The organism is Aeromicrobium sp. P5_D10, from assembly GCF_054049535.1.
Genome location: NZ_JBFUME010000002.1, coordinates 654071 through 679863, shown reverse-complemented (window position 1 = coordinate 679863; position 25793 = coordinate 654071). Strand labels below are relative to the sequence as shown.

Sequence of the window (25793 nt, the reverse complement as noted above, 5' to 3'; positions counted from 1 at the left end):
ACTCCTAGAAGTAAGGGTGAAAGAACGAGCGGCTGTTCAGCCGAAGACGCTGGCTGTTCCGGAGCTGACCCGGGCTGCGCTCAGCGAGAACCGAGGTGTCGTCGCCGGTTGACCGGTCATCTGCCTGGCCACCTCGCGGCCGATCATCGGTCCGTGTTTGAAAGCCTGACCGGAGCCGCCGCCGACGATCCACCACGATTCGCGGCCGGGAAGCCGGCCGATGATGAAGTCTCCGTTGACGGACATTTCGTACTGATTGGTCTCCGAACCGGTGACCGGACGGTCGGCGAGGCCCGGGAAGTGTCGCTGCAGGTAGGCCCGTAGCTCGGCCAGACCCTGTTGGTCGGCCATCCGTTCCATGCGATCGGGGTCTATTTCGACGAAGGCGCGGTCGGTGTTGACCTTGATGCCACGACCCGTGAGATCCCCGCTGCCGTAGACCATGCCGAGACGATCCAGCCACAATGGCGAGCCGTCGATCGTCAGGGCAGTGCCGCCCAGGTAGAAGATGTCTTGTCGCAGTGCGGTGATCGACACCTCATCGAACAGCCCTTCGAGCCACGGACCGCAGGCCCACACGACCTGGTCGGGTCGAGGGGCATCGCCGTCGCTGAACCTCAGGCCGCCGTCAGGCGCGGGTGTGACCCGCGTCTGGATCAGCTTCACACCGCGCTCACGCGCCAGCGCGACGACAGCGCGGACCGATCTGCGCGCGTAGAGCAGGCCGGCCGCGGGCTCGTACAGCGCACGCTCGAATCCGCGGATCCCCGTGCCCTGGTACATCTGTGAGAGCTCGTCCTTGCTCAGCCACCTGCAGTCGACACCCAGGCCGGCCATCGTGCTCGCACTGGTCGATTCCCACGACGCATCCGCGTCGTCGGGCACGAGCCAGCTCGCGCCTGCCCTGGCGGTCAACGACTCGTGCCATCCCTGATCGAGGTGGGACCACATCTGCGACGATCGGATCGCCCACTCGGTGAGTAGATCATCCGAACCGTGCGCGAACCTCATGGTCCGGCTCTCACCGCCAGACGAGCCCCGCGCATTTCCGGGTGGGAGGGCATCGGCCAATGTCACGTCGAAGCCGTCCGCGGCCAGGCTTGCCGCGGTCCACGCGCCCATCACACCGGCACCGACCACCAAGACGGTCGATGCCGTCATTGCTCGTCACCGCCGACGTCGAACGTCGGGATCGCCGTCGACGGGAGGGTTCGCGACAAGAACGTGCGGGTCCGAGGATCGGAGGGATTCGAAAGGATCTCTTTCGCCTTTCCGACCTCCACGACTTTGCCTTCCTCCATGTACGCGACCAGGTCGCTGACCTCATAGGCGAATGACATCTCGTGGGTGACGAGCACCATCGTCATACCCTCACTCGCGAGATTGCGGATGACCGCGAGCACGCTGCCGACCGTCTCCGGATCCAGCGCCGCAGTCACCTCGTCGAGGAGGAGCACCTTGGGATTCATCGCCAACGAACGTGCGATGGCGACCCGCTGCTGTTGCCCACCGGACAGCTGGGACGGCCAATGATCGGCCTTCTCGGCAAGCCCGACATGCTCCAGCTTCTCCCGGGCAATCCGGATCGACTCTTCTTTGCCGAGCTTCAGGATCTTGCGTGGCCCTGCTGCGACGTTGTCGACAACCCGCATATGGGGAAAGAGGTTGTAGCTCTGGAACACCATCCCGACGCTGGTTCGCAGTTCGTTCAGGTTCGTCTGACCCAGTTCACGTCCCAGGATGTTGACGCTCCCAGACTCGGGAGTCACCAGACCGTTCATACATCGCAACAGCGTCGACTTCCCGCATCCCGATCGGCCGATGAGACACATGACCTGGCCGGCGTTGACCTGCAGGTCGATACCTCTCAGGACGTGATTGCCGCCGTAGGCCTTGCTGAGGTTGCTGATGTTCACCGCGACTTCCTCACGGGGAAGTTCGATCTCATGGGCGCGTGTCATTGCATCGTGCTTTCTGGGAGGAACTTGCCCAGGCTGCGTTCCGCGCGACGAATCACGAGGCTCAACAGACTGGTCATGACGAAGTAGAGGACCGCGACGAGTATCCAGATCTCGAACGCCATGAAGGTGTTGGCGATCACGATCTGGCCCTGGCGGGTCACCTCGTTGACGCCGATGACCGCCAAGAGCGATGTGTCCTTCAAACAGATCACCAACTGGTTCCCCAGACTCGGCAGAGCCTGCAGCAACGCTTGCGGTGCCACGACGAATCGCAGCGATTGCGCCCAGGACATGCCCAATGAGCGCGAGCTCTCGATCTGGGACAGCGGGACGGCCTGGATCGCACCACGGACGAGCTCGCTGAAATACGCTCCGTGGTGGACGCCGATCGTGATGAGTCCTGCGGTTGTCGCCGACAGCGGGCTTCCGGTGACAACCGGCAGACCGAAGAACAGGAAGAAGATCTGGACGATCAGCGGAGTGCCGCGGATGATCTCGACGTATGCCCGAACGATCTGCCGCGCGACGGGTACCTTGAAGGCCAGCAGCGTTCCGCCGATGCCTCCGATGACCAGCGCCAGCAGGCTGCCGAACAAGGTGATGATGATCGTGATCTTCGCCCCATTGAGGAGATCAGGTAACGAGTCCTGCCAGAGCTCGAGAGTTCCACCCATGACCGGCCCCTATCCGATATCGCCGGGCAGTTTGTCGGGATCCTTCGCGAAGTACTCCTGGTAGATCTTCGTGTAGGTCCCGTCGGCCGCCATCGCGATCAGAGCCTCGTCGATGGCCTTCTTGAGGTCGGGGCGATTCTTCGGCACGGCGTACCCGTAATTGTCGGTGTTGAGCAACGGCGGACGTACTTCGAGCTTGCCCTTGCCCTTCGTCGCGATGTAGTAGTCGAAGATCACTCCGTCGTTGACTGCCGCATCGTCGATGCCGCCCAGCACAGCCTGGACCTGGTCGTTGGTGTTGTTGTACCGGTGGATGTCGATCTTCTTCGCGAACGGCAGGGCTTCGACGTAGAGCGAGTTGCTCGATCCGGTACGTACCGCGACGCTGCGTCCCTTCAGATCCTCAATCGTCTTGACCTCGGTGTTGTCGGGTGTGGTCGCCAGCGCGATACCCGTCTGGAAATACGGGGTCGAGAATGACACGACCTTCTCCCGCGCCGCTGTGATCGAGATCGATGCAGCGCCGATCTGCACTTGTTTCGCCTGCAGCGCAGGAAGGATGCCGTCGAAGGGCAGCGAACTCGTCTTGAGCTTGAACCCGGCGCGCTTGGATACCTCCGTGATGAGGTCGACGTCGAAGCCGGCGGGCTTTCCGTTGTCCACGAAAGCAAAGGGTGGGGCATCGGCATCGAAGGCGACCGCGATCGTCTGACCCTTCAGACCATCGGCGGCATCGCTCGAGCCGCCCGAACCACCGCACGCGGCCAGGAGGATCGAACCGGTTACCGCCATGGCGGCGGCAATCTTGAGTTGCTTCATGCTGCACTCATTTCTGTGTGTCGATGGAAAGGGCGGACCTACTGTTGGTCGTGATGATCTCGACCCCCGAGTTCGTGACGAGGACGGTGTCCTCGATCTGCAGACCGCCCGTGCCGAGCTCGTAGAAGGGGACCTCGAAGTTCAGGACCTCGCCTTCCAGCAACACGACATCGGGACCCTGCGTGGGGCTCAACACGGGGAACTCGTACATCTCCAAGCCGATGCCGTGGCCCACGTGGTGCCTGTTGTAGCCAGGTATGCCGTTGTCTCGCACCGTGGCGATCGCGAGATCAGCCAGATCCACGACCCGGACGCCCGGTGCAGCGAAATCGAACATCGCCGTGATCGCGGCATGGATCGCCTGCTCTGCCAGTTTGAGTCGGGGAGGCATCGGGCCGAGGTGGGCATTGCGTCCGGTGTCGGAGCTGAATCCGTTCAGACGCCCGCCGCAATCGATGCGGATCACATCTCCGAGCTGCGCACGCACGTCCGGGTCGGGCGGGAAGCACCCACTCGCCCGCTTGGCGATATTGACCTCGCAATGACCCGGGATCATGCCCGCGTGCACGGCTTCGTGCTGGTAGCGCGTCCACAGCTCGGTCTCGCTGGTGCCCACCTCGACCGACCTGAACACCGCGTTCATGGCCTGCTCGGTGCGGAGCGCGACGTCGGTGAGTCCCGCGACCTCGTCGGGCGTCTTGACTCTCCTGACAGATCGCAAGAGCGCATTGCCGTCGATCGCGTCATCGAACGGAAACTGCGAGGTGATAGCGGCCCGAGTCGCGAACCCAATGGCGTGATCGTCAAGGGCAAGTCGACTCGACCAGCTGAAACCCAGCTCAGTCAGCATCGCCGTGACAGCACTGACGGCGTCGGGGAATGACGGCGTTTCGGCGCGCACGGCCTCCCACCGGCGATCCATATCGGTGAACTCGTCACGGGGCGCCTCGGTCACGAAGAAGTCACCGTGCGTGTAAAGGACACAGTCCTCCAGTTCCGCGACAGCGAGATACTCCCCCGCGTTGCGAGGCGCAACCAGACCACGTTTGCCGTCGGCATTGACGAAGGCGAAGACGCCGTGGTCACGGAACGTCCGCAGCGGCCAGTGGTCATAACCCGTGAGATAGACGATGTTCTCGACCGTGGTGGCTACCACACCATCGACGTTGACCGCCGCGAATTCACTGGCGCATCGCGCCGCATTGAAATAGCTGCCGGTACGGCGCATATGCCGTCCGGTGCCCTCCGTTGTCGAGTTCATCTGAGTTGTCATGGCCAAAACAATATATAGTACGCTGCACATTGTCTAGAGAATTCTCAAAGAGAATCAAACGACGAGAGGACACCTGCCATGACCGGCCCCACACCCCCGACCACAGATCTCATCGACAGCGTGGATCGACTGCTGTTGATCGACGGAAGATGGCGCGAATCGACCTCCGGGGCATTGCTGGAGGTCGAGAATCCGGCCACCCAATCGGTCCTCACCCACGTGGCCGACGCTGCGCCCGAAGACGGCCTCGCCGCCGTGCAGGCCGCCGTCGGTGCTCAGAACGCCTGGTCACGCACACCTGCGCAGGAGCGATCCGACATCTTGCGACGCGCGTATGAGCTGGTGATCCAGCAGGCCGAGCGCCTCGCGCACATCGTGACCCTCGAAATGGGCAAACCCCTGGCAGAGGCACGTGGCGAAGTCATGTACGCCGCGAACTTCCTGCGTTGGTTCTCCGAAGCGACAGTACGTATCAACGGGGAGTTCCGCGACAGCAATGACGGCACCCAGCGTTGGCTGGTTCGCAAAGAGCCGGTCGGACCTGCCCTCTTGATCACGCCGTGGAACTTCCCCATCGCGATGGCTGCTCGCAAGATCGGCCCGGCGCTGGCGGCCGGATGCACCGTCGTGCTCAAACCGGCTCCGCAGACGCCGCTGTCCAGCCTCGCCCTGGCGAACATCCTGATGCAGGCCGGGCTGCCTGCCGGCGTCCTCAATGTCGTACCGACCAGTTCGGCGGCCGCCGTCGTCCAGCCCCTGTTGCAGGGCGGCGACATCAGGAAGATGTCATTCACCGGGTCCACCGCGGTCGGCCGGATCCTGCTCGAACAGAGCGGGGCACATATCGTGCGGACTTCGCTCGAACTGGGCGGCAACGCACCTTTCATCGTCTTCGGCGATGCCGACATGGAGCAAGCCATCGACGGCGCGATCGATGCCAAGATGCGCAATATGGGCGAGGCCTGCACTGCGGCCAACCGCTTCCTGGTAGCCCGCGACATCGCGACGGACTTCGCTGAGCGGTTGGCCGAGCGGATGGGACGGCTTCGAGTCGGCGACGGACTCCATGAAGGCACCGAGGTCGGGCCGCTCATCGACCGGCAAGGTCAGGACAAGGTCGATCGACTCGTCACAGATGCCCGCGAGAAGGGCGCCACGATGCTGGTGGGAGGCTCCCGACCCGAAGGAGCCGGCTATTTCTACTCACCGACCGTCCTGGTCGACGTTCCGGGCGACAGTCTCATCACACGTGAGGAGATTTTCGGACCCGTCGCCGCGATCCAGACATTCGACAGCGAGGACGAAGCGATCAGGATCGCCAATGACACGCCGTGGGGGCTGTCGGGGTACGTCTTCACGCAGGATCTGGAACGCGCCTTCCGCACGTGCGAGTCCCTCAAACTCGGCATGGTCGGACTCAACTCCGGCATCGTCTCGAATCCGTCGATCCCCTTCGGCGGTATCAAGGAATCCGGAATCGGTCGCGAGGGCGGGCTCGGCGGCATAGACGAGTTCCTGGAGCAGAAGTTCATCACCTTTCCCGTTCGAGCACACCGCTCCTGAAAGAGGACATCCATGACTGCGAACACCTCACCATCCGGTCGTCGCTGGGCCATGACCGGCGCAGCAGGCAATGTCGGGCGTCACCTCCGGAACACCCTCGCCGACGCCTTCGACGAACTCCTGCTGCTCGATATCGTGGATATCGACGATCTCGCACCGCACGAGCGCAGCCAACGCGTCGACCTGCGCGATTTCGACGCGATCCGCGAAGTCGTCGACGGGCTCGACGGCGTCATCCACTTGGGCGGACTCGCTGACGAGGCCGACTTCCACGATCTGGCCGACGTCAACATCATCGGCACGTACCACCTGCTCGAGGCCGCTCGGATGGGAGGCGTGGGAAGAGTCGTCTACGCCAGCAGCAATCGCGCCACGGGCTTCTACCCGACGACGCACGTCGTCAGTCCGGACGAACCGGTCCGACCCGACGGTCTCTACGGAGTCACGAAAGCCGCGACCGAGGCACTCGGACGCCTCTACTCCGACAAGTTCGGGATCGACGTGGCCTGCTTGCGCATCGGCAGCTTCGAGACCGCGCCGACGACTCCCCGAGAGCTGCACACCTGGCTGAGCCCGGTCGACTGCACCGCAGCCTTTCAGGCCGCGATCGACGGCGACTACAGGTTCACGACGTTTTACGCTGTGTCGGCCAATGCTCAGACCTGGTGGGATCTCAGCGCCGGCCACGCGATCGGATTCGTGCCTCAGGACGACGCCATGAGGTTCGCCGACAGCATCGACGGCGAGCCGCTGGAACCTCAGGGCGGTGTGTTCGCCTCGCAGGAGTTCACCCTGTCCAGGCAGAAGCACGTGGGCGACCGCTGATGGAACTGGGCCTCGGGGACCGGGTCGCCCTTGTCACCGGCGCGACTCGCGGTCTCGGCGCGGCGATAACTCTCGCCTTGTCCCGCGAGGGCGTGCGGGTGCTTGCCACCGGCCGGGATCGGCACAAACTGGAGGCACTGGCCGCGCAATGCCCGTCGCCGATCGTCACCGTCGCGTGCGATTTGCGCGATTCGGCGACCGCTCAGACTCTTCCCGATCAAGCCGTGGAGGCCTTCGGATCGCTCGACATCGTGGTCAACAACGCCGGGATCGTGCCGCGCGCTCCCTTTCTCGACACCACGCCGCACGATCTCGCCGACATGTTCGCGGTGAATGTCTTCGCACCCTTCGCGATCATCCGGGCGGCGGGCCGTATCCTCATCCCGCAAGGTCGAGGTCGCATCGTCAACATCGCTTCGACTGCCGGCCTGGTCGGCGCTCCAGGGCTCGTGGCCTACTCCGCCACGAAGGCTGCGATGGTCCGCATGACGGAGTCCCTCGCCGTCGAATGGGCCGACACCGGCGTCCGGGTCAACGCGATCGCCCCGGGTGCATTCGCGACAGATGCCCAGCCGTACGACTTGTCCGATGAGGCAAGCAGATCACGTCGGGCCGCTCGTATCCCGGCCGGGCGACTGGGAGATCCAGCCGAAGTAGCTGCCCTGGTCGCCTACCTGTGCTCCGATCACAGCGAGTTCATCCTCGGCAGCACCTTCGTTATCGACGGAGGCGAGACCGCGCGCGCATGAGACGCTTTCAGTGCGCGGGCGCACCGATGTCTTCGGCTTCTTGCAGCAGGATGGCTGGCGGATGCGGAGCCCGTGGAGCGGCCGCAGGCGCTGCGGGAAGCGCCGCTTCATGGTCTCGGAGCACCGTTGAGATCATGTCGGCGAGTTGCTGACGGTCCACGGCCCCGGGATTGAGCGCCACCGACAGGTGGAGACGGGTTCGTTCTGGATCGTCGTAACCCACTCCCGAAAGCGACTTGCGGTTGCTGACCTTGAGGAGAGTCGCATCGAGGCCGACCTCGGTGATGCTCTCGACTTTGTCGTACGCCCATTCACGCCGCTTGGAGCGACCGCGGAACAGGACGCGCAAGTTGGTCACTGCGACTTGGCCGTGCTCCACTTCGACAAGCGTCGGGACGTTGTCACGACTGCGCTCCTCCAGCAGACGCCCGCCGACAATGGAGAAGAGTCGCTCGCCCGTCTTGGCCTTGACGCCGAGAATCTCGCTTCCGGCAGATTCGATGCCATGGGCGCTCAACGCCTCATCGTGGAGGTTCGCGAGGTCCTGGCGACGGGCAGTCCAACCGGCAAGCCGACGTTGGTGGTCCGAAACAGCCTTGGCGTGCTCCTTCAGGTCCGCCGAGTGACGCTGCAGAGCAGCATGGTGTGCTGCCCGAGCCCTGCGTACCTGCCATCCGAACCGCTGCCTGGCCCCCCAGACCTTGATACGGTCTCGCCTACGCCAAACCAACGCGCCGATCCCGAACAACAGCCCGAGAAGAATCAGGATGACCACCCACCCGGTCGCTGTGAGCGGATCGGCTTCGATTTCGGCCGTGAATCCGTCAGTCGTGCCGTTGCCGGCTTCGTCGCTGGCTTCGACTTCGAGTTTCGCAGTGCCTTCCTCGACGTTCACATCGACGGTTCGGGGCTTCCCTGTTGCGACGTACTTCGCCTTCTCGACGACCTGACCTCCCTCGTCAAGCACCCGCCAGACGACTTGGGCACCAGCTTCTGCAGTGACCCGGGCGACGAGACGTCCCGTGGTGGAGCGCCGGTCGGTTCGCACGGCCTCGAGTGTCGGTGCCGCGGTGTCGATCGTGAAGGCGGGAACCACGACCTTGCCTGTGCGGCCGAGTTGATCGTGGACATTCAGCGTGCCGCCCTGATACCGCCCGTCTGGGAGATCTACCGAGATCTCGGTCGTTTCGCCCTCGAACCGCACTGGCACGACCTTGCCTGCGATCTTCAAAGTCCCGCGTGAACCCGGCGTGCCGACCAGGCTGAATCGTTGGGTGGCCTCATTCGGTTCGGTCAGTGTTTCGAGGACCGGCGCGAGGTGAGGCGCCTTGACGACAACCCGCCGCTTGAGCGCACTGACGTTACCGACGGCATCCGTGAGCTTGACGACGAAGCGGTGGCGGCCGTTATCGACAGGGAAGCCGATCTCCTTGGCATCGCCGGAGGTACGGCCAGCCGCAACTCGTTTGCCATCGACAGTGACGACATACCTGGCTGCCTCGCCCGGCGAGAAGGTCAGTCTGGTGAAAGCATTCTCGGGCGTGCCGGCCACAATCGTCGCGCCCTTGAGTGAGGGTGCCAGGGCGTCTGCGGTCGCTTTGAACTTTGCCACCGAGCTGGTGTTGCCAGATGGGTCGGTGGCGCGCACGGAGTAGCCCCGCACGCCGTTCAGACCCTTGAACGTCAGGGTCTGACGGCCTCCCGTCGCCTTCGTCTTGAACACGGTCTTGCGACCGGACTTGACCACCAGCTTCGCCCCACGTTCTGCAGAGACCGTGACAGCGACCTGCCCGTGGGGCCGGCTCGTGGACTTGAAGAGCGCCGGACGGCGGGGGGCGTCGTAGTCAGTGACCGGTTCCTCGGGGAGCGAGGTGTAACCGCACTCGGAGAAGTGGCCGGTGTCGCCACACACGTAGCTTCCCGTGTCCGACGGGCACGAGTGCCACCTGTGGCAGCCATCGCGATGCGCGTCCGCAGGTACCGACCAGGCGACCAGACAGGACATGGCCAGCAGCACGCCGATCGCCAGACCTCTGGCACGCACGGTGAAACTCATTGATACGGCTCCTTCGGCCGTCACGAGGCGTGACAGCGACTCGCCAGGCTACGTGCCGAGCATCGGCCGTGTGGCACGTTCGGGAAACCAGCCCACTGACGTGGTACGCCCGTCCCATACCGCCAATCAGTTCACATCTTCCGACGGCAGACGCTCCGGCAGACCCAGCCGTGGGAACTGATCGTCATGGAATGTGACGATCTCGGTGATCGCCCCGTCCGAGATACGCAGCACGTCGACCGTCAGCGGCAGATACGCGTCCTCGCCGTCCTGCCAGAGGTAGAAGCCGATGGCAGGCTGCCGATTCACCGACGTGGGGACGGCCCGCAGGCGACCGAGGCTCTCGAAGCCGTCTGCGATCCAGTCGCCGACCACCGAGTCACGCCCGATGCACAAGCCCGGCGTGGGCGGCATGGAGCAACGGACGTCTTCTCGCAGCACGGACGCGAGAGCGTCGACGTCCTTGGCCACGCTCGCATCCGTGAAACGGCGCACCAGCTCGCGGGTGCCGGCATCCTCATCGCCGCCCGTCCAGTCTTGTCGCTCGGCCGGCAGGTGCTCCCGCATACCCGCCCGGGCCCGCTGCAACGCACTGTTGACCGAGTTGACCGAATCTCCAAGCATCTCGGCGACGTCGTTGGCCGGCCAGCCCAGCACGTCACGCAGTATCAGCACGGCACGCGGGCGCGGAGCAAGATGTTGGACGGCGATCAAGTACGCCAGCTCGATCGTCTCCCGCGCGACCGCGGAGGTCTCCGGTCCGTCCGTGTCGTCTGCCGCCAGCTCATCGAGCAGTCGATCCGGGTAGGGCTGCAACCACAGCACTTCACCTCCGGTCGCAGGCTTCGGGCGACGCTTCGCGAGCAAGTCGAGACTGGCATTGGTGGCGATCTTGTAGAGCCAAGCACGGAACGTCGAGCGTCCCTCGAACGTCCCGCGCCGCCGCCAGGCGCGCAGCAAGGTCTCCTGCACGGTGTCCTCGGCGTCCTCGAACGAGCCGAGTATCCGATAGCAGTGCACGTGCAGCTCGCGGCGATGTCGTTCCGCCATCCCCGCGAAGGTCGGCTCGTCTACCGCGTCCAGACTGCTCATGCCCAGTTCCTCCAGTCGCATGTCCGTACTCATCACATCATCCCTTCGCCGTGGTGTGTCTCTTGATAGGTATGACGGGTGCGGGCGAACAAACTCATCACTAAGGTCGGATCCACCAAAGTTGCTGATGGCGCCGGGTGGAAGCCGTCAAGGTATGGTTGACACGCTCTAGGCAGGGCTGTTCGTCTGACCTCGATCGTCAGGCTTGTCCACGTGGGTTGTGCTGTTGCGGTTGGTGGTGAGTAAGAAAGCAGTGCTGGCGGGCTGAGGGCTCGCTCGAACAGCAGCTTCCAGGCTGTTTCCCAGGGCCAGTCACGGGGCAGGTGCAGGTGGAGTCGTCGGGCTGATCAGGCGATGCGCGCTGGGATGGTCAGCGTGCTGGTGGCTTTCGACGCGTCCGCGATCAGCCTCTTGGTGCCGTGGCGACCCAGAAGCGCCTTTGCGGAGGCGTTGAGCCACGATGACCGGTGCCGAGCCAGTGGTCGAGGCCGTGGCGATCAGGGCGTTGAGGCCTCGGATACCGGAGTAGCCGTAACCCGATCCCTGTTTGGAATAGCCGTGGACCTCAATGATGGTGTCGTCAACATCGACCATCACGCGCCCGCCGCCGGTTGGTGGCACGATCATCGGTGCCCGAGCGCGGAGCCGGGTCGGGAACCTGGAAGCGACGGCATCGAGTTGACGGACGTGGCCGAAGGTGAACGCCCGTACGAACGATCCCGGGGTTGAGGGCGCATAGGTGCGGTCGAAGATCCGGCCCAGCCCGCCATGGCGCAGCGAGGCCATGGCGTCGATCGAGTCGGCGCCGGCGACCATCCCTACGACCTTGTGCGCCAGCTCTGCCAGTCCGGTTGACGACATGAGATTTGGGTCGTCGAACCTGGCTGACATGGCTTTTCGGGTGGGGAAACTGCATCTACGAGATGCCCTTCGTGTGGCAGAATTTAGTTCCTTAGACAGTCCCACTTTTCCTGCGACACGAGGGTATTTCCTATTTCACACGCCGAACAGACCCCAACTCAATCGGTGGATCGAGGCTAAGCCCAATACCTTTAAGTCACTGGTTCGAGTGTGAGTTGGGCGGGTGGTGCACCCCGATTTCCCATCTGAAGCGGGCGGCCGTTGGCCGGTCGATGTTGAAGGCAACCATGCACGCAACCGTCAGCCGTTTCGCAGGATAAATCGCTCGGGGACAAGTTGCCATCGGGTGCCAGCCAACTCGTCGGCGTCCGCGAAGAATTCGTCTACGTGGATCAAAAAGAGAGAAAACGCCTCCCGTTGCGGATTCCGTTCCTCAGGCTCGTCAGGGGAGCCCTTGCCGTACACCGTGCCATCGCGCCCGATCAGCCCCTCGACGTATGCCTGGAGGTCTTCAGGACGCACGACGATTTCAACGGGTGCGGCTCCTAGGGAGTCCCCTGCGTACGAAGTGAATCGAAACGTATATGACTCAAGGTCGATCACCACAGCCGTACCGTGTTCAGATGCGAGAGCATCGACCCACAGGGCGAAGTAGCTCACCCATCCTTCTCCGCGGTGCTTTGCCGGCATGCGCATTCTACGGATTGATCCAGTTTTGGATCATGTTGCCTTTACACGAATTCTTGCTCTTCGTTGGGTATGCCGCAATGATGCGCCGCGCGGTGCGTCCAAAGTTGAATGGCCGCGCGTAACACCATTTCTCCTCGGAGCTGTCGTAGGTAACCTTCCATGGATCATGCAGCACCCAGCCCATCGACCATCCAGCCATCGTCCTCCAGTTGCGCGCACCCGCGTACGACTGGAAGCGATCGTCCTTTGCCCCAGCGATCAGATGCCGATACCCGTACTTAGTGTTTCCACACCGTAGATTCGCAGTCATCAGTTCGGACGGTCCTCCCGCAAACGGGGTCCTGTAAAATGCCCTGACTTTTTTATCCTTGTTGTTGGTCGTGGTGTACGAGGGACAAGCGTTCCATGTTATGTCCGTGTAGTCGCCGAAGTAGTTAGTCAGCGTTCCTCGCGGCGCTGCGCTAGCGACGGTCACATCAGGATACGCAGGAGCTGCCGCGCCGATTGGCTCTTCGTCTCCGAGACCCCATGCGCCATCTGTCGGCGAGCCCGAATCGAACGATTGCGCCTTTACAGTTGGATCCAGATCCACGCCGCCGAAGTCGTTCTCCTCATTGGACTCCTCCGCATCATTCGGCAAGTAGGTCACCTCGAGGATGGGCTTGAGTGCTGGCGTGTTGCAAATGGACTGAGAGCTGTCGGGATTCCCTGAGCAGAAACGACGTTCGTAAGCGGACTAGTCCTCGTCACCTGCGTTGATGCGCAGGAACTTGCTGTCAGTTACGACAGTCGGATTAGATCGAAATTTCGGCAACCGCGTGGAGGAACGCCTGCAAATGGCTCGGAAGGACTATAGGGCGCGTCGTCATTGCTAATACATGCTCGTCATTCTCCTCGAACACAGCGGCTGGGGCTCCCACTGCTGCGAAGTTCGCAACGCCTCTACCATCCGTACCGGAATTCGACCGGTGGATCGAGGCTAAGGTCGGATCACCGGCCGATCAAGGCTCGCGCGGCATTCATTGGAGGACCAACCCGTGTCACACATACAGCGTTTCGACCACATCGGCATCACCGTCGAGGATCTCGATCGGGCGACAGCGTTCTTTGTCGGACTGGGTCTCGAAGTCGAGGGCACCGGGTTCGTGGAGGGCGACTTCGTCGAGACCGTCTGCGGCATCCCCGGCGCGCAGTGTCAGATCGCGATGCTGAAGCCGCCAGACGGTGGAACCCGATTGGAGCTCTCGAGCTTCGTCACGCCCGATCACGTGCCCGGATCGCCCACGGCGATGGCCAATGAGGTCGGACTGCGCAATGTGTCGTTCGAGGTCGGCGATCTTCAGGCAGCCCTCGATGCCGTGGCCGAGGCCGGTTACGGTCTCGTTGCCGGCATCGGCGAGTACGAAGGCAGCGTGCGGATGGCCTACGTGCGCGGGCCTGAGGGGATCATCGTGTCGCTGTTCGAGCAGACCGGCTGACGCAGACTCCAATACTCTGACACCATGGGTCGCCGCTACCTCCAACTCGCATCGAATCGGCTCTTCTGGGAACTCGGGGACCCCTTCGTCTATCCGTGGTTCGTCGACCTCAGTGTCGAGCCCGCACCGGCGAAGGTGACGGTCGGGGAAGGTGTCGCGCACGGCGCAGTGGCCGCGACTATCAGCCCGAAAGAGGCGCTCGGCGAGGAATGGGCGGAGCATTTCAACCGGGCCGAGGCGAGTTGGCTGCGCCCCTACCTGCAGAGAATCCTTGAGGGCGAAGTCGTGACCGAGGCCGAACTGATCGCCCATTTCATTCGCCTGCACGGCCGGGCGCCACACGTCGTGGGCACCCAGAACGTCTAGGTCCGACCCGGGTGGGACCAGATCGATAGTGTGTGACCAACGATTCACGGCCTAGAGCTGAGTCTTCGAACCGATCCAGGGGAACACGATGACGGGCGATGTCTTCATATTCCTGAAAGCGCTCGGAGCTCGAGAAGGTGATCCGAGTCTGGAGCAGGCCATGGCCTTCGTCGGCGGCGAGCACGAGACAGAGACGTTCGACGACAGCGAGGTCGAAGCCAAGTATCTGGTCATGTCAGAGCGAGGTGTCGACTTCCTGCTGAATGACGGTGTGCTCGACACAGTCTTCGTCTATGCCACAGAGTCCGATGAGCAGAGCATCTACCGCGGCTGGACGACGCTTGTCGACGGGATCACTGCCGCCTCATCGCCCGATGACGTCGTGCGGGCGCTTGGCGCACCGAAGCGGGCCACCGACACCTACATCCTCTACGAAGTAGATGCCGGTTTCGTGCAGTTCGACTTCGACGGAAACGCGCTCAAGATGGCGGTTGTGATGCAGCACGACATCGGGGGTTGAACAGATTGCGGCATGAACGCTAAGCGCCACAAGCAGGAGCCGCTGCAGCCCTCCCTGCTCGACGACTTCCTGTCGAAGGACAGCCGCAGGATCCTGCATGCAGTGTGGGAGGTCTTCGCGACGCGCGATCCCGAGGTGTTCGCGCCGCTGGTCAAAGCTCTGCCCAGAATCGACCGGGCGACCGACAACATCGATTTCGGCGGGATGCTCGCCTCGAATGCCCGGCACGTTGACCACGCACTCGATCGGATTCGCCTCTTCGGCAAGCATCAGTGTCTCTGCGGTGCTTACTCCGACCACATGTTCTACGAGCCCGCAAAGGAAGAGGCGTATGGGCACATCCGGATAGTCGAGGAGATCCCGGTGTTCTTCAACGGAAGCCCCGACCGGCCCAAGCGCATCTGTGAGTGCACGGATTGTGGCAAGCGGTTCGAGGTGGAGGAAGGCGAATACCACTACACCTGGTGGAAGTGGAAGACGCGACGTTGATGGCCACACATCAGACATCACACCGACGAGAAGGAGTCTGCCGGTGGACCGGAAGCAGTTGAAGTCCAAGGGAATCGCGGCATCTGGGTACGGCAATGCGCTGTTCCTCGACGAAGGAGACGAAGTCCGGGCCGATGCAGTGGTGTTCACGCCGCTCGACGGAGCTTGGACGGTCTATGCGACCGACGTGGCGGCAGCGCCGATCGAGGCGACTCGGCGTTCGTTCGCCACCGACTCCGAAGCGTTCGACTACATGTGTCAGTGCCTGCGCGACCAGCTGACAGCCCGGCGGGCCGCACGCACAGCACGAGCCGAGGCCGAACGGGCCCGGCCGAAGCCGAGTCTGTTCGCGGCCTATCGCACGATGGGCCTCACCGGCGTGCTCATGGTTGTCGCGTGGATCACGACCGCCCTCGGTTGGCTGTGGATCTCCCCCTTCACCTATACCCGCGCCGACACTTTCAAGATCGGGGTCAGCACCGATCAGATCGGCGAATTCATCTTCGACGCATCGTCGGGGCTCCCCGTCGTGGCGCTCTGCTACAGCCTCGCCGTCGTCAACATGGCCGAGCAATGGTCGCTGGGACGGCACGATGGCGGACGCCTCGCGCGTCGCGCTATCGGCACCGCAGCCGGAACAGCACTGTTCGCGACGCTGGCTCTCGTCTGCATGCTGATCCGGTCGGACGAGGTCGAGAATCCGCTCTACTGGATCCCGCCGTTCCTCGCGCTGGTCAGCGGGACAGCCGTGGCGCTGGGGCTGGCCGTAACCCGAACGGGTCACAGCGACTGAGTCCCGTGCCTATCGGCCTTCGCCGGCGACAGCCGTAGGCACAGCGTCTTGCGGCGCCAGTGGACGCGGGTCGCGACCGCCGAACGCAGCCACCCGGTCCCAGAACCACGAAGCCAGACTCGGCGCGACCACGACATCGTCGGCGCCCGCCCGACGGATCACCACATTCTCCAGGGTCACGATGAGATAGCCGCCCTTGTCGTCGGTCATGACCTGTGAGTAGTAGTCGCTGAGTCCCTCCTGTTGCCAGTCAGGATAGGTCTCGGGCTCCGCCTCGATCGCCTCATCCATCGCGACGATTTCTGCGCTCGACATCAGCCGGAAGTCGCCGTCGACGCCCCACAGCGCGCCGGTGCCCGGCTCCTGGCCGTCGTGCCATTCGGCGACCTCCAGTTCCCCCAGCAGCGAGCGATCGGCCTCATCGTCCATGGGCGGGCGCAACACAGCGCGGAGCTCAGGAGACAGCACCTGCTCCAGCGCGACCAGAGCGGAGGCCAGATCGGTGCCAAGGACCTGGTCGCGCATCTGCGACCAGGCCATCTCGACCACGCCGGCAGCGTGGTAGTCCGCGAACGTCAACTGTTCCTTCTCCAGCGCTGTCCGAGTGTCTCGGATCATCGTGAGCGCGCCTTCCGCCAGACCATCGGTCGGGTCGAGACGTAGCTGACGCAGCGCCAGTTCCTCCGCGTCCTCGAAGCGACCTTGGTGCACATAGGCCCAGATGAGCGGACCTCCGACGAAGTCGCTCGACGGATCGGCCCGGATCGCTTCCTCAGCCGCCGGAATGTAGCGCTCCGACGGCGCGAAGCTCTGGAACAAGTAGATCGCGCGGGCAGCGAGCGCGTAGCGCAGGTCGTCGGCATCGGTGCGTGCGCACTGAGCCACGGCGTCGTCAAGGATCTGCCAGCCGGTGTCCAGGTCGCCGACCATGGCGGTCGCGGCACCCAGTTCCATCCGGTCGTGCCAGCTCTCCTGGTCCTCTCTCAGAACCATCTCGGCCCACCGCTGCGCCTCGACATAGTTGTACTCATACTGTTCGAGGCCGCGCAACGTACGCGCGGCGTCCACGAAGTACTTGTCGCGCTGACCGATGACGTCGACCAGCAATTGACGTGCCTCGTCGACATCTCCGCATTTACGACAGTGGTTCGCGAGCAGGATCCGGATGCCGTTGCGTCCCGGCTGCTGCGCGAGCACGCGCCTCGCGAGTCGCCCGATCTCGGGGTGAGTGGGCTGGACGTCGTACAGTTCCCAGGCCAGGTCGACGTCTCGCTCGATCGGATCGACATCCGGCTCGAGACCATCGCCACTCATCGCATGCCTCGCTTGACCCGGTAGGCCCGCAGTTGGTCGAACGTGCCGTCGTCGACGCCGTACTCCAGCACCGACGCCACCTGGTCGAACCACGACGCTGTCGACGGCTTGACCCCACTCGCGACGGAGAGCAACGCCTCGGTCGTCACCGGTACGACGCTGCCTGCCTCCATCGACGCGGAGAGCGCCTGCTGAAGGGCGACCTTCGCTACGTGCGCGATGTCGGCACCGGAGAATCCCACTGTTGCTGCCGCCACCTGCGCGAGGTCGACTCCGTCAGTCGGCTTGTCCTCGAGGTCGCCTTCGAGGATCGCGGCGCGCGCGATCTTGTCGGGCGGCAGTACGAGAACCGTCTTGTCGATGCGGCCGGGGCGCCGGAGCGCCGGATCGATGTCCCACGGGCGATTCGTCGCGGCCAGGAAGTACACACCATCGTTGGCACTCGACACGCCGTCGAGCTCTTCGAGCAGTTGCGTCACGATCATCCGCATCGACTGCGATCCGCCGCCGCCGGATGTACGCCGTCCGCCGAGTGCGTCGAACTCATCGAAGAAGATCACGCAGGGTGCGGCGGCTCGCGCATTGCGGAACACGCTCCGGATCGCCTTCTCGCTGTCACCGATGTACTTGCTGATCAGCTCCGCGAGGGTGACATGGATGAACGATGCTCCGAGATCACCAGCTATCGCCCGCGCGATGAACGTCTTTCCACAACCCGGCGGCCCGTACATCAGCAGGGAGCCGCCCGCCGTCTGGCCGAACGCTGCTGCCATCTCGGGATTGCGCAGCGGGGCGAGGAACGTCGCATCGAGGTGCTTCTTGACCTCGGCCAGGCCGGCCACATCTGCCAGCGTCACAGCCGGTCGTTCGGCTTCCCAGACACCGGGCACTGCTTCGTCGTCGTCCACATCGTCGAGGTCGGCAGCTGCCGGGACGGGGATCGGCCTCAGCTCGCTCGGAGCCGGTGTCGACATGCCGCCTCGGAGCCGGGCCGCCATGAGGCGAGCTCGCAGCACTCGCACCCGGGCAGGATCGCCGCCATCGGCCTCGAACGTGTCCAGCTCATCTGCGGCGCGATCCGGATCGGCCTGCAGCAGCAGAGCGATGAAATCCTCTCGCAGCGCGAGGTTCTGCGGATCGCGGCTCACTTCGGTCTCGATCACCTTGAGGAAGTCATCGTCGGCCATCTGTCACCCCTTCAGCTGTGTGTGGCGACAATAACAAGGCACCCCGCGCCCCAGCAGCCGCGCTCCGACTTTGCGTGCAAGCCATGGCAAAAGTGCGACGCCCTTTCTCGCCTCCGATTGCCGCTCGATATTGTTCTTCGTGCACGGTCGGCCGAGCAACGGCCGACCGCAATCGATGACAGGGGACGCGATGAAGCTTCGCTCACGCTTGACCGGCACCGCTTTGGTGCTCACACTCTCAACTTTCGGCCTCGCAGCGTGCGGCGGCTCCGATGGCGGCAGCGATGACGCCAACGCCAAGGACACCACGTCGGAGGCCACCAAGACGCCCGACGCGACTGAGAAGACCGAAGAGCCCAAGACCGACGACAGCGGCGACAAGCCGTCCAAGGACGAGGTCGTCGACGGCTACACCAAGCTCGTGGGAGACCTCATGGGCGAGACCAAGCTTCCCGGGAACATCCTGGAGAAGGTCGTGACGTGCTTCGTCGACGAGGTCTACGATGACGCCTCGCCGCAGACGCTCAATGCCATCGCCGGCGGCGCCCCGGACTCCCAGGTCCGGGGCCGTCGGCGTTCACTTCACGAGATATGTGAAGTAATTGCCAAGCTTGTGGAGCGCTGCGTCCGACAGCTCAGGACGCCGTTCGCGCATGACCGACACGACTTCATCGCCGATCTCGGCGAGCGACTTGTCGCCCCAGTCGATGTGAATCCTCATGGTCTCGTCGAGGATCGACCGCACGGCATCACGTATCGCCTCGCTGTCGACTCTCGACCGGTATTCTTCCTCGTTCTTGCTGGGATAGCGCTTCAGACGCAGCACAATGGCTTCGCTGAGGTCCACATCTCGGTTCCGGCGGCCGGCCTCGGAGCACATCAAGAAGGTCACGGACCGCACCGCATCATCGGCGAGCCTCGGGTAGGCGCGGCGCACTGAGCGGTGTACCGCCTTCTCTATCCGCTTCCACTCACGCTTCTTCGTCGAGGACGTGTCCTCGCGGCCTTGCCGCTCGCCGGAAATGCTCATCCCCGCACAGGCCTGCTCCGCGGTGGCAATGACCTGCATGACCTCGGGCAGGAGCTCGGGATCGACGGCGTCGGGATCTCGCGTCGGGATCTTTGCTCCGTGAAAGTAGTGGCCCGTGTACTTCAGGACCGCCGCGTCGAGCGGAGTAAGACGAACCCCACGCTGCGCCCGCCTGCTGTCGGCGACGTACTTCTTGACGCGTTCGGAGTCGGATTCCTCGGTAGCGGAATGCATCGAGTCGAAGATCTGGCCGCGTTCGAGCAGTTGGATGTCAGCGCCGTAGCCGACGAGCATCGCCTTGTATCCCGGAATCTCTCGCATGAACGATTCGACCTCGTCACGTGAGCCGAGCAGGATCGGATCCAGCAGCGCGACTGCTGCTTCTTCATCCAGTGGACGTCCGATGCCGGCAGCATTGCACAGCGGGAGGATCGCTGCCCACAGCAGTACGTGCCTGGTGAGGTCGTTCTTGATCACCTCGAGGTGCGCCTCGGAGATCGGGAAGCTGAACGTGCGGGGTTGGTGGAGGGCGTCTGCTCCCGCGCCTAGCTCGATCTTGAGCCCGTCGTCATCTCGGACCACATTCGGAATCCAGCCATAGCGGGCAAAGACGGTCTCGCGCAAGACTCCACCCTCCTCTCGTCATCGCGTTCCACGTTACCGACGAACGGGGTGACGGTGGCATCCGGCGGACTTCAGGTTCACAGTAGAAGGACAACCAGAGAGGACCAGACCCATGCCCGAGCTCATGATCGACGTCATCACCTCCTTGGACGGCTTCTCGTCCGCAGACGGCTGGCCCGGCTTGTGGGGCATGGGAGGACCCGACTACTTCGCCTGGCTCGAAGAGGGTGCCGCCGACACGTACATCTCGTTGATGGGCGCCACGACCTACCGCCTGTTCGCCAGTTTCGCCGAGTCCGGCGAGGAGGACATGGGGCCGCTGACCGCGATGGACAAGATCGTGTTCTCCTCGACGCTGGAGCCGCCTCTGGCCTGGGCGAACACACGTCTCATCTCAGACGACGCCGTCGAAGCCGTCCGCGCGCTGAAGGAGCGTGGTGAAGCCCCGCTACGCACGATCGGGAGCGCGAGCCTTTGCCGGTCGCTCGTGATCGCGGGCCTGGTCGACCGGTTGCGGGTCGTGGTCTTCCCGGTCGTCAACGGCGCGTCGGGCCAGGATCCGTTCTATGCCGGATGGCCCGACGTTGCGCTGGAGACTGTCGAGCACCGCACATTCGACGGCCGGCTGCAGATGATGGAGTTCGTGCCGACGGTGCTGGACGGCCCACCGGGGACTGGACCGTCCTCCATGCCGGCGACGTGATCACGGCCGGTCCGATCAACGCGGCTCGCCACGGACCGACTGGCCCGGATAGGCGTCAAGCTGCAGCTCGCCATCACGTACCACGAACACGCCGTTCACGAGCAGATGCCGGACGCCGGATGACAGCCGGACCGGATCGACATAGGTCGCGTTGTCCGTGACTTCCTTAGGGTCGAGGACAACGAGATCGGCGTCCGCCCCCGCCGCGAGCCAACCTTTGGCCCGAGCGTCTGGCGCGACGTCGTGCAGCACCTTGGCCGGGAGATATGAGCAACGCCGGAACGCCTCATGCCATGTCCACGACCCGGTCTCCCGGACCATCAGCCGCAACGCCTTCGCAAACGTCCCCGCGGTTCGCGGATGGGTCGTGGCCCCGTCCGGAAGCGGCCACTCGCGAGTGTCCATGCTTCCGTCCGGCCAGCACACCGGCATCGCGTCACTGGCCACAATCGAGTCCGGAAAGGCCAGCGCGCGGTTCAGCAGATCCCGATCCCCGGCATCGCGCTCATCGAGGTACTCCACGATGCAGGCCGCTCCGGGATCGGTGGCCCGCACCTCTCGCAATCGCGCCGCGTCGGCCAGTCTCTCGCCGGTCTTGAGCAGGACCAGGTTCGACGGCTCGATCCCCCAGATCTTCAGCCGGTCCGGATCGAGGAAGAACGCACCGATCCCGGTACTGCCGGCACCGTAGGGATAGGCCTCCATCGTCACCCGAGAACCAGCGGTCCGCGAGCGTTCCAAGGTGTCCAGTACTCGATCCACATGCCGCCGTGACGTGGAGTTGACGTGACAGTGGTGCATCGCTGCGCCGGTTTCGGCGGCGGCGATGGCAATCTCCTCCGAGCCGTCGATCGGAGTCGTGGGATCGGCCTCGACGAGTTCGCGGACGTGAGTGAACGTCGGCACGGCGGTCCGACCGGCCAACTGGGCTACTGCCAGGAACTCGGCAGGATCGGTGAGCGGCGCGTAGCCCAGCAGGACTCCGATGCCGAGCGCTCCGTCGTTGAGCTCGCCCTCGAGCAGGGCGAGCCACGCGGCGAGCTCGCGGGGAGACGATGAGCGCTGCCATTCGCGGACGCCCAGCATCTCCAAGGATGTGGTCAACTTCGTGTCCGGCTCGATGCCGGCAAGAACCTTTCCACGGGCACCGGCCCAGGAAGCGGAGAACCCATAGTTCAGCGGTCGTCCGGCCTGCGCGGCTTCCTTGTATCCCTCGCCCACGGGCATCACGCCGGCTTCCAGGTCCAGAGCGGTCGTGACTCCGTCGAAAGCCTGCAACCGGTGTCCCGCAATCGAGTGCACGTGGCTGTGCAGATCGATGAACCCCGGCCCCACTATCAACCCGGTCACGTCGACGACGGCAGCGTCGGGCGCGTCGGCGAGCAAGTCAGTGCCCACCGCACTGACTTTGCCGTCTTCGAGCAGCACATCGGCCAATGCGTCGAAATCCGACCGCGGATCGATGACCCGGCCGCCACGCAACAGCGTCTTCATCAGCGTCCCACCGCCGAGATCCACTCGGTCGAGACGGTCATCTCGGCCACAACATCAGGCAGCACGTCGACGCCGAGACCAGGTCCGGTCGGCACCGTGACATGGCCGTCACTCAGGACGAAGGGCACGGTGATGTCGCGAGCGTAGAACCGATCGGACGCCGATGTGTCGCCGGGCAGCACGAAGCCGGGCAGCGCGGCGAGAGCGATGTTCGCAGCGCGGCCGAGCCCCGTTTCGAGCATCCCGCCGCACCAGACCGCAACCCCGTTCGCCACACACACATCATGGATGCGCTTGGCTTCGAGGTAACCGCCGACCCGTCCCGGCTTGATGTTCACGATCGAGCAGGCACCCAGCCGGATCGCATCTGCAGCCGCTTTCGCACTGTCGATCGACTCATCGAGACAGATGGGGGTCCGGAGCAGCTGAGCGAGCTGGGCGTGCTCGGTGAGGTCTTCCTCGCCCAAAGGCTGTTCGATCAGGAGCAGGTCGAATTCATCGAGCCGCGCCAGCAACCGAGCATCGGCCAATGTGTACGCGGTGTTCGCATCGACCTGAAGAGCAAGCTCGTCACCGAAGGCCTCCCGCACCGCCCGAACCGGCTCGAGATCCCATCCCGGCTTGATCTTGAGCTTGATTCGAAGGTAGCCCTCTTCGACGAATTCCCCCACGATCCGCAGCAGAGTGTCGATATCGGGCTGGATGCCGACCGAGACGCCGGCCGGCACAGACGTCTTCTCCGCGCCGAGGTAAGAACCGAACGACATATCGGCGTGGCGAAGCTCGGCGTCCAAGAGCGCCATCTCCAGCGCGGCCTTGGCCATCCGATGCCCCTTGAACGGCAGCAGGACGCCTCCGACCTGGCTGGCACCGATGTCCGGCTCGCGGCTCAGCGCAGGCATCAGGCACTGCCGCATGACCAGCTCCACCGAGTCGTTGAACTCCGGTGAGTACAACGGCTCCCTCATCGCGACGCACTCGCCCCACCCCTCTCCGACCGAGGTCACCGCCCGCACCAAAAGGACCTCACGCGAGTTCTGTACTCCAAAAGACGTCTCGAACGGAGCCTTCAACGGCAGCTCCAGACGCCGCAGCTCGAAACCTTCGACCTTCATGACACATCACTTCCCATCGGTTCGTTTGCCGCACGTTGCATAGGTGGTGTGGACTGCGGACCGGGTACCAGCACGTAGAAGCCGTCCCGCGAGACGCTCGTGACCGACCAGCCCGCGGACAGCAGTCCGCCGAGGGTCTCCCGCACGGCGTACCGCCACTCGATCGCGAGTTCCGGATCGCTGACTCGCAGTCCCTCGATATCGGGCGGGATGCGGACCAGACAGATGTCAGCTACCGCGGCGCCACGCATCGCGGTCGGTCGCCCGTCGACGTCATCGAGAATGATCTCGGCGCCGGCTGACAGCAGCTGAGTGACGTCGACCGGGGCCGCCTCGCCAGCGCAGGCGCGAGCTGTCGAATCGGCCGCCAGGTTCCACGTCACAACAAGCCGATCAGTGCGCTGTCCGGCGTTGATGGCATCCGACATGTCGCCGTAGAAATCAGGGGCATACTCGTGCGAGACGGCACCGAGCTTGTGCACGTTGAAGTACGCGTTGCGCCGCACCAAGGGGTCGAACGTCCAGACGATTGCCGGGATCCCCCGTTCGAGGGCCCACGCCCTCTGATCGAGCTTGAGCGCGAAGCCGACGTGTCGACCGGCTCCCGCCGGGGTCACCCCGGCAATGTGGGAGTGGAGAGTATCGACCGGCTCGACACCGAGGAACGCCACGCAGGCACCCACTGCCTGCTCGCCCAAGTAGGCAAGCGCGCAGTAATTGCCCGCATGGGTCATCGCCCGCAGCATGTTGCGAGTAATCGGAGGGTCCTTCTGGTCCGGCTGCCACACCTCATCGACCACATGCCGGACACTCTCGAGCTTGTCGAGCTCACGCACCACCTCGACCCGGAGCCCGGACTGCTCAGCGGCCGAACTGGCGACTATGCGGGCCTTCGCGACCGCCTCGTCGGAGACCGTCCCGACCGGGTTCACTGCGCCCCGCTGTTCGAGATGTTCTCCCGGAGCTCATTGATCAAGGCCACCAGAAGCAGTGTCCTCGTGGGCAGGTCGTCGACCAGCAAGTGTTCGTGATCGGCGTGCGCGCCTCCACCGATCGCGCCCAGGCCGTCCAGCGTCGGCGTCCCGACGCCGGCAGTGAAGTTGCCGTCCGAGCCACCACCCACTGAGCACTCGGTGAGCCGGCCGAGGTCCCATTCCATGCTGATCCGGTTTGCGGCAGTGAACAGCCCGGCCGACATCGCGCGTGACAGCGGCGGCCTGTTCACGCCACCGGTCGTCGTGACGACACTTCCGGGCACGGTCGAGCACAACGAGTTCATCAGGCGGTCGACCCGGCTCAGCTCATCGACGTCGGCAGCTCGCACGTCCACCATGAGGTGGGCCGCCGCTGGAACCGTGTTGCCGGTCGTGCCGGCTGACATCGCAGTCGGCGTCACGGTCGTTCCGGCAGCTGGGTCGCCGAAATCGGCGATGCGCAATACCTGGGCAGCCAGTTCGATGCTGGCGTTGATGCCCCGCTCAGGTTCCAGTCCGGCATGGGCGGCCAAACCACGAACGGCGACCTGATACTGCGCGATCCCCTTACGTTCGGTCTTGAACGCACCGCCCTCACCACTGGGTTCGAGGATCAGGGCTGCTGCTGCGGCCCTGGCTTCGGTTTCGATCAGCCCCCGCGATGTCGGCGAACCGATCTCCTCGTCACCGGTGATGAGCACCGTGATCGAGTGACGCTCGTTCAGCAGGGAAATCGCGTGGAACAGCTGGACGATCCCGGCCTTCATGTCGAAGCAGCCCGGACCTCGGACGGTCAGTCCAGCAGGAGTGGCCTCGACCATCCACGGATGAGTCTGCAGTGTGCCGATGGGCCAGACCGTGTCGTGGTGGCCGACCAGCAGAACTCGCGGCCCTGCGCCGGGCAGCTCCCACCTCAGGTGGGTTCGGCCCTCCAGCACGATCGTCTCGGCCGGCTGTCCCAGGTACCGTTCGCCCATCTCGGCCACCAGCGCCGCGCTGCGCGCGACTGCAGCCAGATCCTCCGACGGCGATTCGCAGCGCACCAGTTGTTCGAGATCGGCGAGCATCGCGGGCAGACATGTCTGCGCGTCATCCAATGTCGTCACTGTGCTCCCTCGCCATCGGCCAGGTTCTCCCGTGTCA

25 protein-coding genes and 1 pseudogene are annotated in these 25793 nt (G+C 64.1%); 9 read left to right on the top strand and 17 right to left on the bottom strand.

Annotated elements, in window-relative coordinates; genetic code table 11:
* Positions 1-36: 36 nt before the first annotated feature.
* Genes ACXJKC_RS05010 through ACXJKC_RS04990 form a run of 5 tightly spaced genes read right to left on the bottom strand, consistent with a single transcriptional unit; the run spans position 37 to position 4727 of the window.
* Positions 37-1161: an NAD(P)/FAD-dependent oxidoreductase gene (locus tag ACXJKC_RS05010; protein ID WP_456695580.1), complete on the bottom strand. Its 1125-nt coding sequence runs from the start codon at positions 1159-1161 to the stop codon at positions 37-39.
* Complete coding sequence (locus ACXJKC_RS05005) at positions 1158-1961, bottom strand: amino acid ABC transporter ATP-binding protein (protein WP_456695579.1); 804 nt, start codon at positions 1959-1961, stop codon at positions 1158-1160. Before ACXJKC_RS05005 ends, ACXJKC_RS05010 begins: the two co-directional genes overlap by 4 nt.
* Entirely contained in the window at positions 1958-2635 is a 678-nt protein-coding gene (locus tag ACXJKC_RS05000) for an amino acid ABC transporter permease (RefSeq protein ID WP_456695578.1), read from the bottom strand. Before ACXJKC_RS05000 ends, ACXJKC_RS05005 begins: the two co-directional genes overlap by 4 nt.
* A gap of 9 nt (positions 2636-2644) precedes the next feature.
* Positions 2645-3454: a substrate-binding periplasmic protein gene (locus ACXJKC_RS04995; RefSeq protein WP_456695577.1), complete on the bottom strand. Its 810-nt coding sequence runs from the start codon at positions 3452-3454 to the stop codon at positions 2645-2647.
* A 7-nt stretch (positions 3455-3461) separates the two neighbouring features.
* Positions 3462-4727, bottom strand: coding sequence for a M24 family metallopeptidase (locus ACXJKC_RS04990; RefSeq protein ID WP_456695576.1), 1266 nt, complete (start codon positions 4725-4727; stop codon positions 3462-3464).
* Positions 4728-4805: 78 nt separating this feature from the next.
* Between ACXJKC_RS04990 and ACXJKC_RS04985 the strand changes: the two genes are divergently transcribed.
* Genes ACXJKC_RS04985 through ACXJKC_RS04975 form a run of 3 tightly spaced genes read left to right on the top strand, consistent with a single transcriptional unit; the run spans position 4806 to position 7864 of the window.
* Positions 4806-6290, top strand: a complete 1485-nt coding sequence (locus ACXJKC_RS04985; RefSeq protein WP_456695575.1) for an NAD-dependent succinate-semialdehyde dehydrogenase — start codon at positions 4806-4808, stop codon at positions 6288-6290.
* A 12-nt stretch (positions 6291-6302) separates the two neighbouring features.
* Positions 6303-7115, top strand: a complete 813-nt coding sequence (locus ACXJKC_RS04980) for an NAD-dependent epimerase/dehydratase family protein (protein WP_456695574.1) — start codon at positions 6303-6305, stop codon at positions 7113-7115.
* Positions 7115-7864 (top strand): SDR family NAD(P)-dependent oxidoreductase, encoded by a 750-nt coding sequence (locus tag ACXJKC_RS04975; protein WP_456695573.1) that lies wholly within the window; start codon positions 7115-7117, stop codon positions 7862-7864. Before ACXJKC_RS04980 ends, ACXJKC_RS04975 begins: the two co-directional genes overlap by 1 nt.
* Before the next feature lie 7 nt (positions 7865-7871).
* On the opposite strand, the gene ACXJKC_RS04970 is transcribed toward ACXJKC_RS04975, so the two are convergent.
* The 5 genes and pseudogenes from ACXJKC_RS04970 to ACXJKC_RS04950 all read right to left on the bottom strand — a co-directional run bounded on the left by ACXJKC_RS04970 (position 7872) and on the right by ACXJKC_RS04950 (position 13203).
* Positions 7872-9920 carry a hypothetical protein gene (locus tag ACXJKC_RS04970; protein ID WP_456695572.1) on the bottom strand — a complete coding sequence of 683 codons (2049 nt, stop codon included), beginning with the start codon at positions 9918-9920 and terminating at the stop codon, positions 7872-7874.
* A gap of 126 nt (positions 9921-10046) precedes the next feature.
* Complete coding sequence (locus ACXJKC_RS04965; RefSeq protein WP_456695571.1) at positions 10047-11012, bottom strand: RNA polymerase subunit sigma-70; 966 nt, start codon at positions 11010-11012, stop codon at positions 10047-10049.
* A 371-nt stretch (positions 11013-11383) separates the two neighbouring features.
* A pseudogene (locus ACXJKC_RS04960) lies at positions 11384-11903 on the bottom strand (IS1380 family transposase); the annotation flags it as partial.
* Positions 11904-12173: 270 nt separating this feature from the next.
* Complete coding sequence (locus tag ACXJKC_RS04955) at positions 12174-12533, bottom strand: hypothetical protein (protein ID WP_456695570.1); 360 nt, start codon at positions 12531-12533, stop codon at positions 12174-12176.
* Between the two features lie 37 nt (positions 12534-12570).
* The gene (locus ACXJKC_RS04950) at positions 12571-13203 is read right to left on the bottom strand and encodes a hypothetical protein (RefSeq protein WP_456695569.1); all 633 of its coding nucleotides are present in this window, start codon (positions 13201-13203) and stop codon (positions 12571-12573) included.
* Positions 13204-13600: 397 nt separating this feature from the next.
* Here ACXJKC_RS04950 and ACXJKC_RS04945 point away from each other — a divergent pair, with 397 nt between their 5' ends.
* From ACXJKC_RS04945 to ACXJKC_RS04925, 5 genes are all read left to right on the top strand, one after another.
* Positions 13601-14041, top strand: a complete 441-nt coding sequence (locus ACXJKC_RS04945; RefSeq protein ID WP_456695568.1) for a VOC family protein — start codon at positions 13601-13603, stop codon at positions 14039-14041.
* 24 nt (positions 14042-14065) lie between these two features.
* Positions 14066-14407 (top strand): hypothetical protein, encoded by a 342-nt coding sequence (locus ACXJKC_RS04940; RefSeq protein WP_456695567.1) that lies wholly within the window; start codon positions 14066-14068, stop codon positions 14405-14407.
* An 88-nt stretch (positions 14408-14495) separates the two neighbouring features.
* A complete protein-coding gene (locus ACXJKC_RS04935) occupies positions 14496-14927 on the top strand; it encodes a hypothetical protein (protein ID WP_456695566.1) in 432 nt (143 codons plus the stop codon).
* 12 nt (positions 14928-14939) lie between these two features.
* The gene (locus ACXJKC_RS04930) at positions 14940-15416 is read left to right on the top strand and encodes a hypothetical protein (RefSeq protein WP_456695565.1); all 477 of its coding nucleotides are present in this window, start codon (positions 14940-14942) and stop codon (positions 15414-15416) included.
* 43 nt (positions 15417-15459) lie between these two features.
* Positions 15460-16209 carry a hypothetical protein gene (locus tag ACXJKC_RS04925; RefSeq protein WP_456695564.1) on the top strand — a complete coding sequence of 250 codons (750 nt, stop codon included), beginning with the start codon at positions 15460-15462 and terminating at the stop codon, positions 16207-16209.
* A gap of 9 nt (positions 16210-16218) precedes the next feature.
* On the opposite strand, the gene ACXJKC_RS04920 is transcribed toward ACXJKC_RS04925, so the two are convergent.
* The 3 genes from ACXJKC_RS04920 to ACXJKC_RS04910 form a co-directional block, all read right to left on the bottom strand.
* Complete coding sequence (locus ACXJKC_RS04920; protein ID WP_456695563.1) at positions 16219-17523, bottom strand: tetratricopeptide repeat protein; 1305 nt, start codon at positions 17521-17523, stop codon at positions 16219-16221.
* A complete protein-coding gene (locus ACXJKC_RS04915; protein WP_456695562.1) occupies positions 17520-18710 on the bottom strand; it encodes an ATP-binding protein in 1191 nt (396 codons plus the stop codon). The genes ACXJKC_RS04920 and ACXJKC_RS04915 overlap by 4 nt, the downstream gene beginning before the upstream one ends.
* A 577-nt stretch (positions 18711-19287) precedes the next feature.
* Positions 19288-20364: a DUF6357 family protein gene (locus tag ACXJKC_RS04910; RefSeq protein WP_456695561.1), complete on the bottom strand. Its 1077-nt coding sequence runs from the start codon at positions 20362-20364 to the stop codon at positions 19288-19290.
* Positions 20365-20476: 112 nt separating this feature from the next.
* Between ACXJKC_RS04910 and ACXJKC_RS04905 the strand changes: the two genes are divergently transcribed.
* A complete protein-coding gene (locus ACXJKC_RS04905; RefSeq protein WP_456695560.1) occupies positions 20477-21067 on the top strand; it encodes a dihydrofolate reductase family protein in 591 nt (196 codons plus the stop codon).
* Positions 21068-21082: 15 nt separating this feature from the next.
* Here ACXJKC_RS04905 and ACXJKC_RS04900 read toward each other — a convergent pair whose 3' ends face one another.
* From ACXJKC_RS04900 to ACXJKC_RS04885, 4 genes are read right to left on the bottom strand one after another with little or no spacing between them, the layout of a single operon-like run.
* Positions 21083-22585 carry an amidohydrolase family protein gene (locus tag ACXJKC_RS04900; RefSeq protein WP_456695559.1) on the bottom strand — a complete coding sequence of 501 codons (1503 nt, stop codon included), beginning with the start codon at positions 22583-22585 and terminating at the stop codon, positions 21083-21085.
* On the bottom strand, positions 22561-23676 hold the full coding sequence (gene menC / locus ACXJKC_RS04895) for an o-succinylbenzoate synthase (protein ID WP_456695558.1): 1116 nt from the start codon (positions 23674-23676) through the stop codon (positions 22561-22563). The genes ACXJKC_RS04900 and menC overlap by 25 nt, the downstream gene beginning before the upstream one ends.
* Positions 23673-24608, bottom strand: a complete 936-nt coding sequence (locus ACXJKC_RS04890) for a GNAT family N-acetyltransferase (RefSeq protein ID WP_456695557.1) — start codon at positions 24606-24608, stop codon at positions 23673-23675. The genes menC and ACXJKC_RS04890 overlap by 4 nt, the downstream gene beginning before the upstream one ends.
* Positions 24605-25756, bottom strand: coding sequence for a M20 family metallopeptidase (locus ACXJKC_RS04885; protein WP_456695556.1), 1152 nt, complete (start codon positions 25754-25756; stop codon positions 24605-24607). The genes ACXJKC_RS04890 and ACXJKC_RS04885 overlap by 4 nt, the downstream gene beginning before the upstream one ends.
* Positions 25757-25793 lie beyond the last annotated feature (37 nt).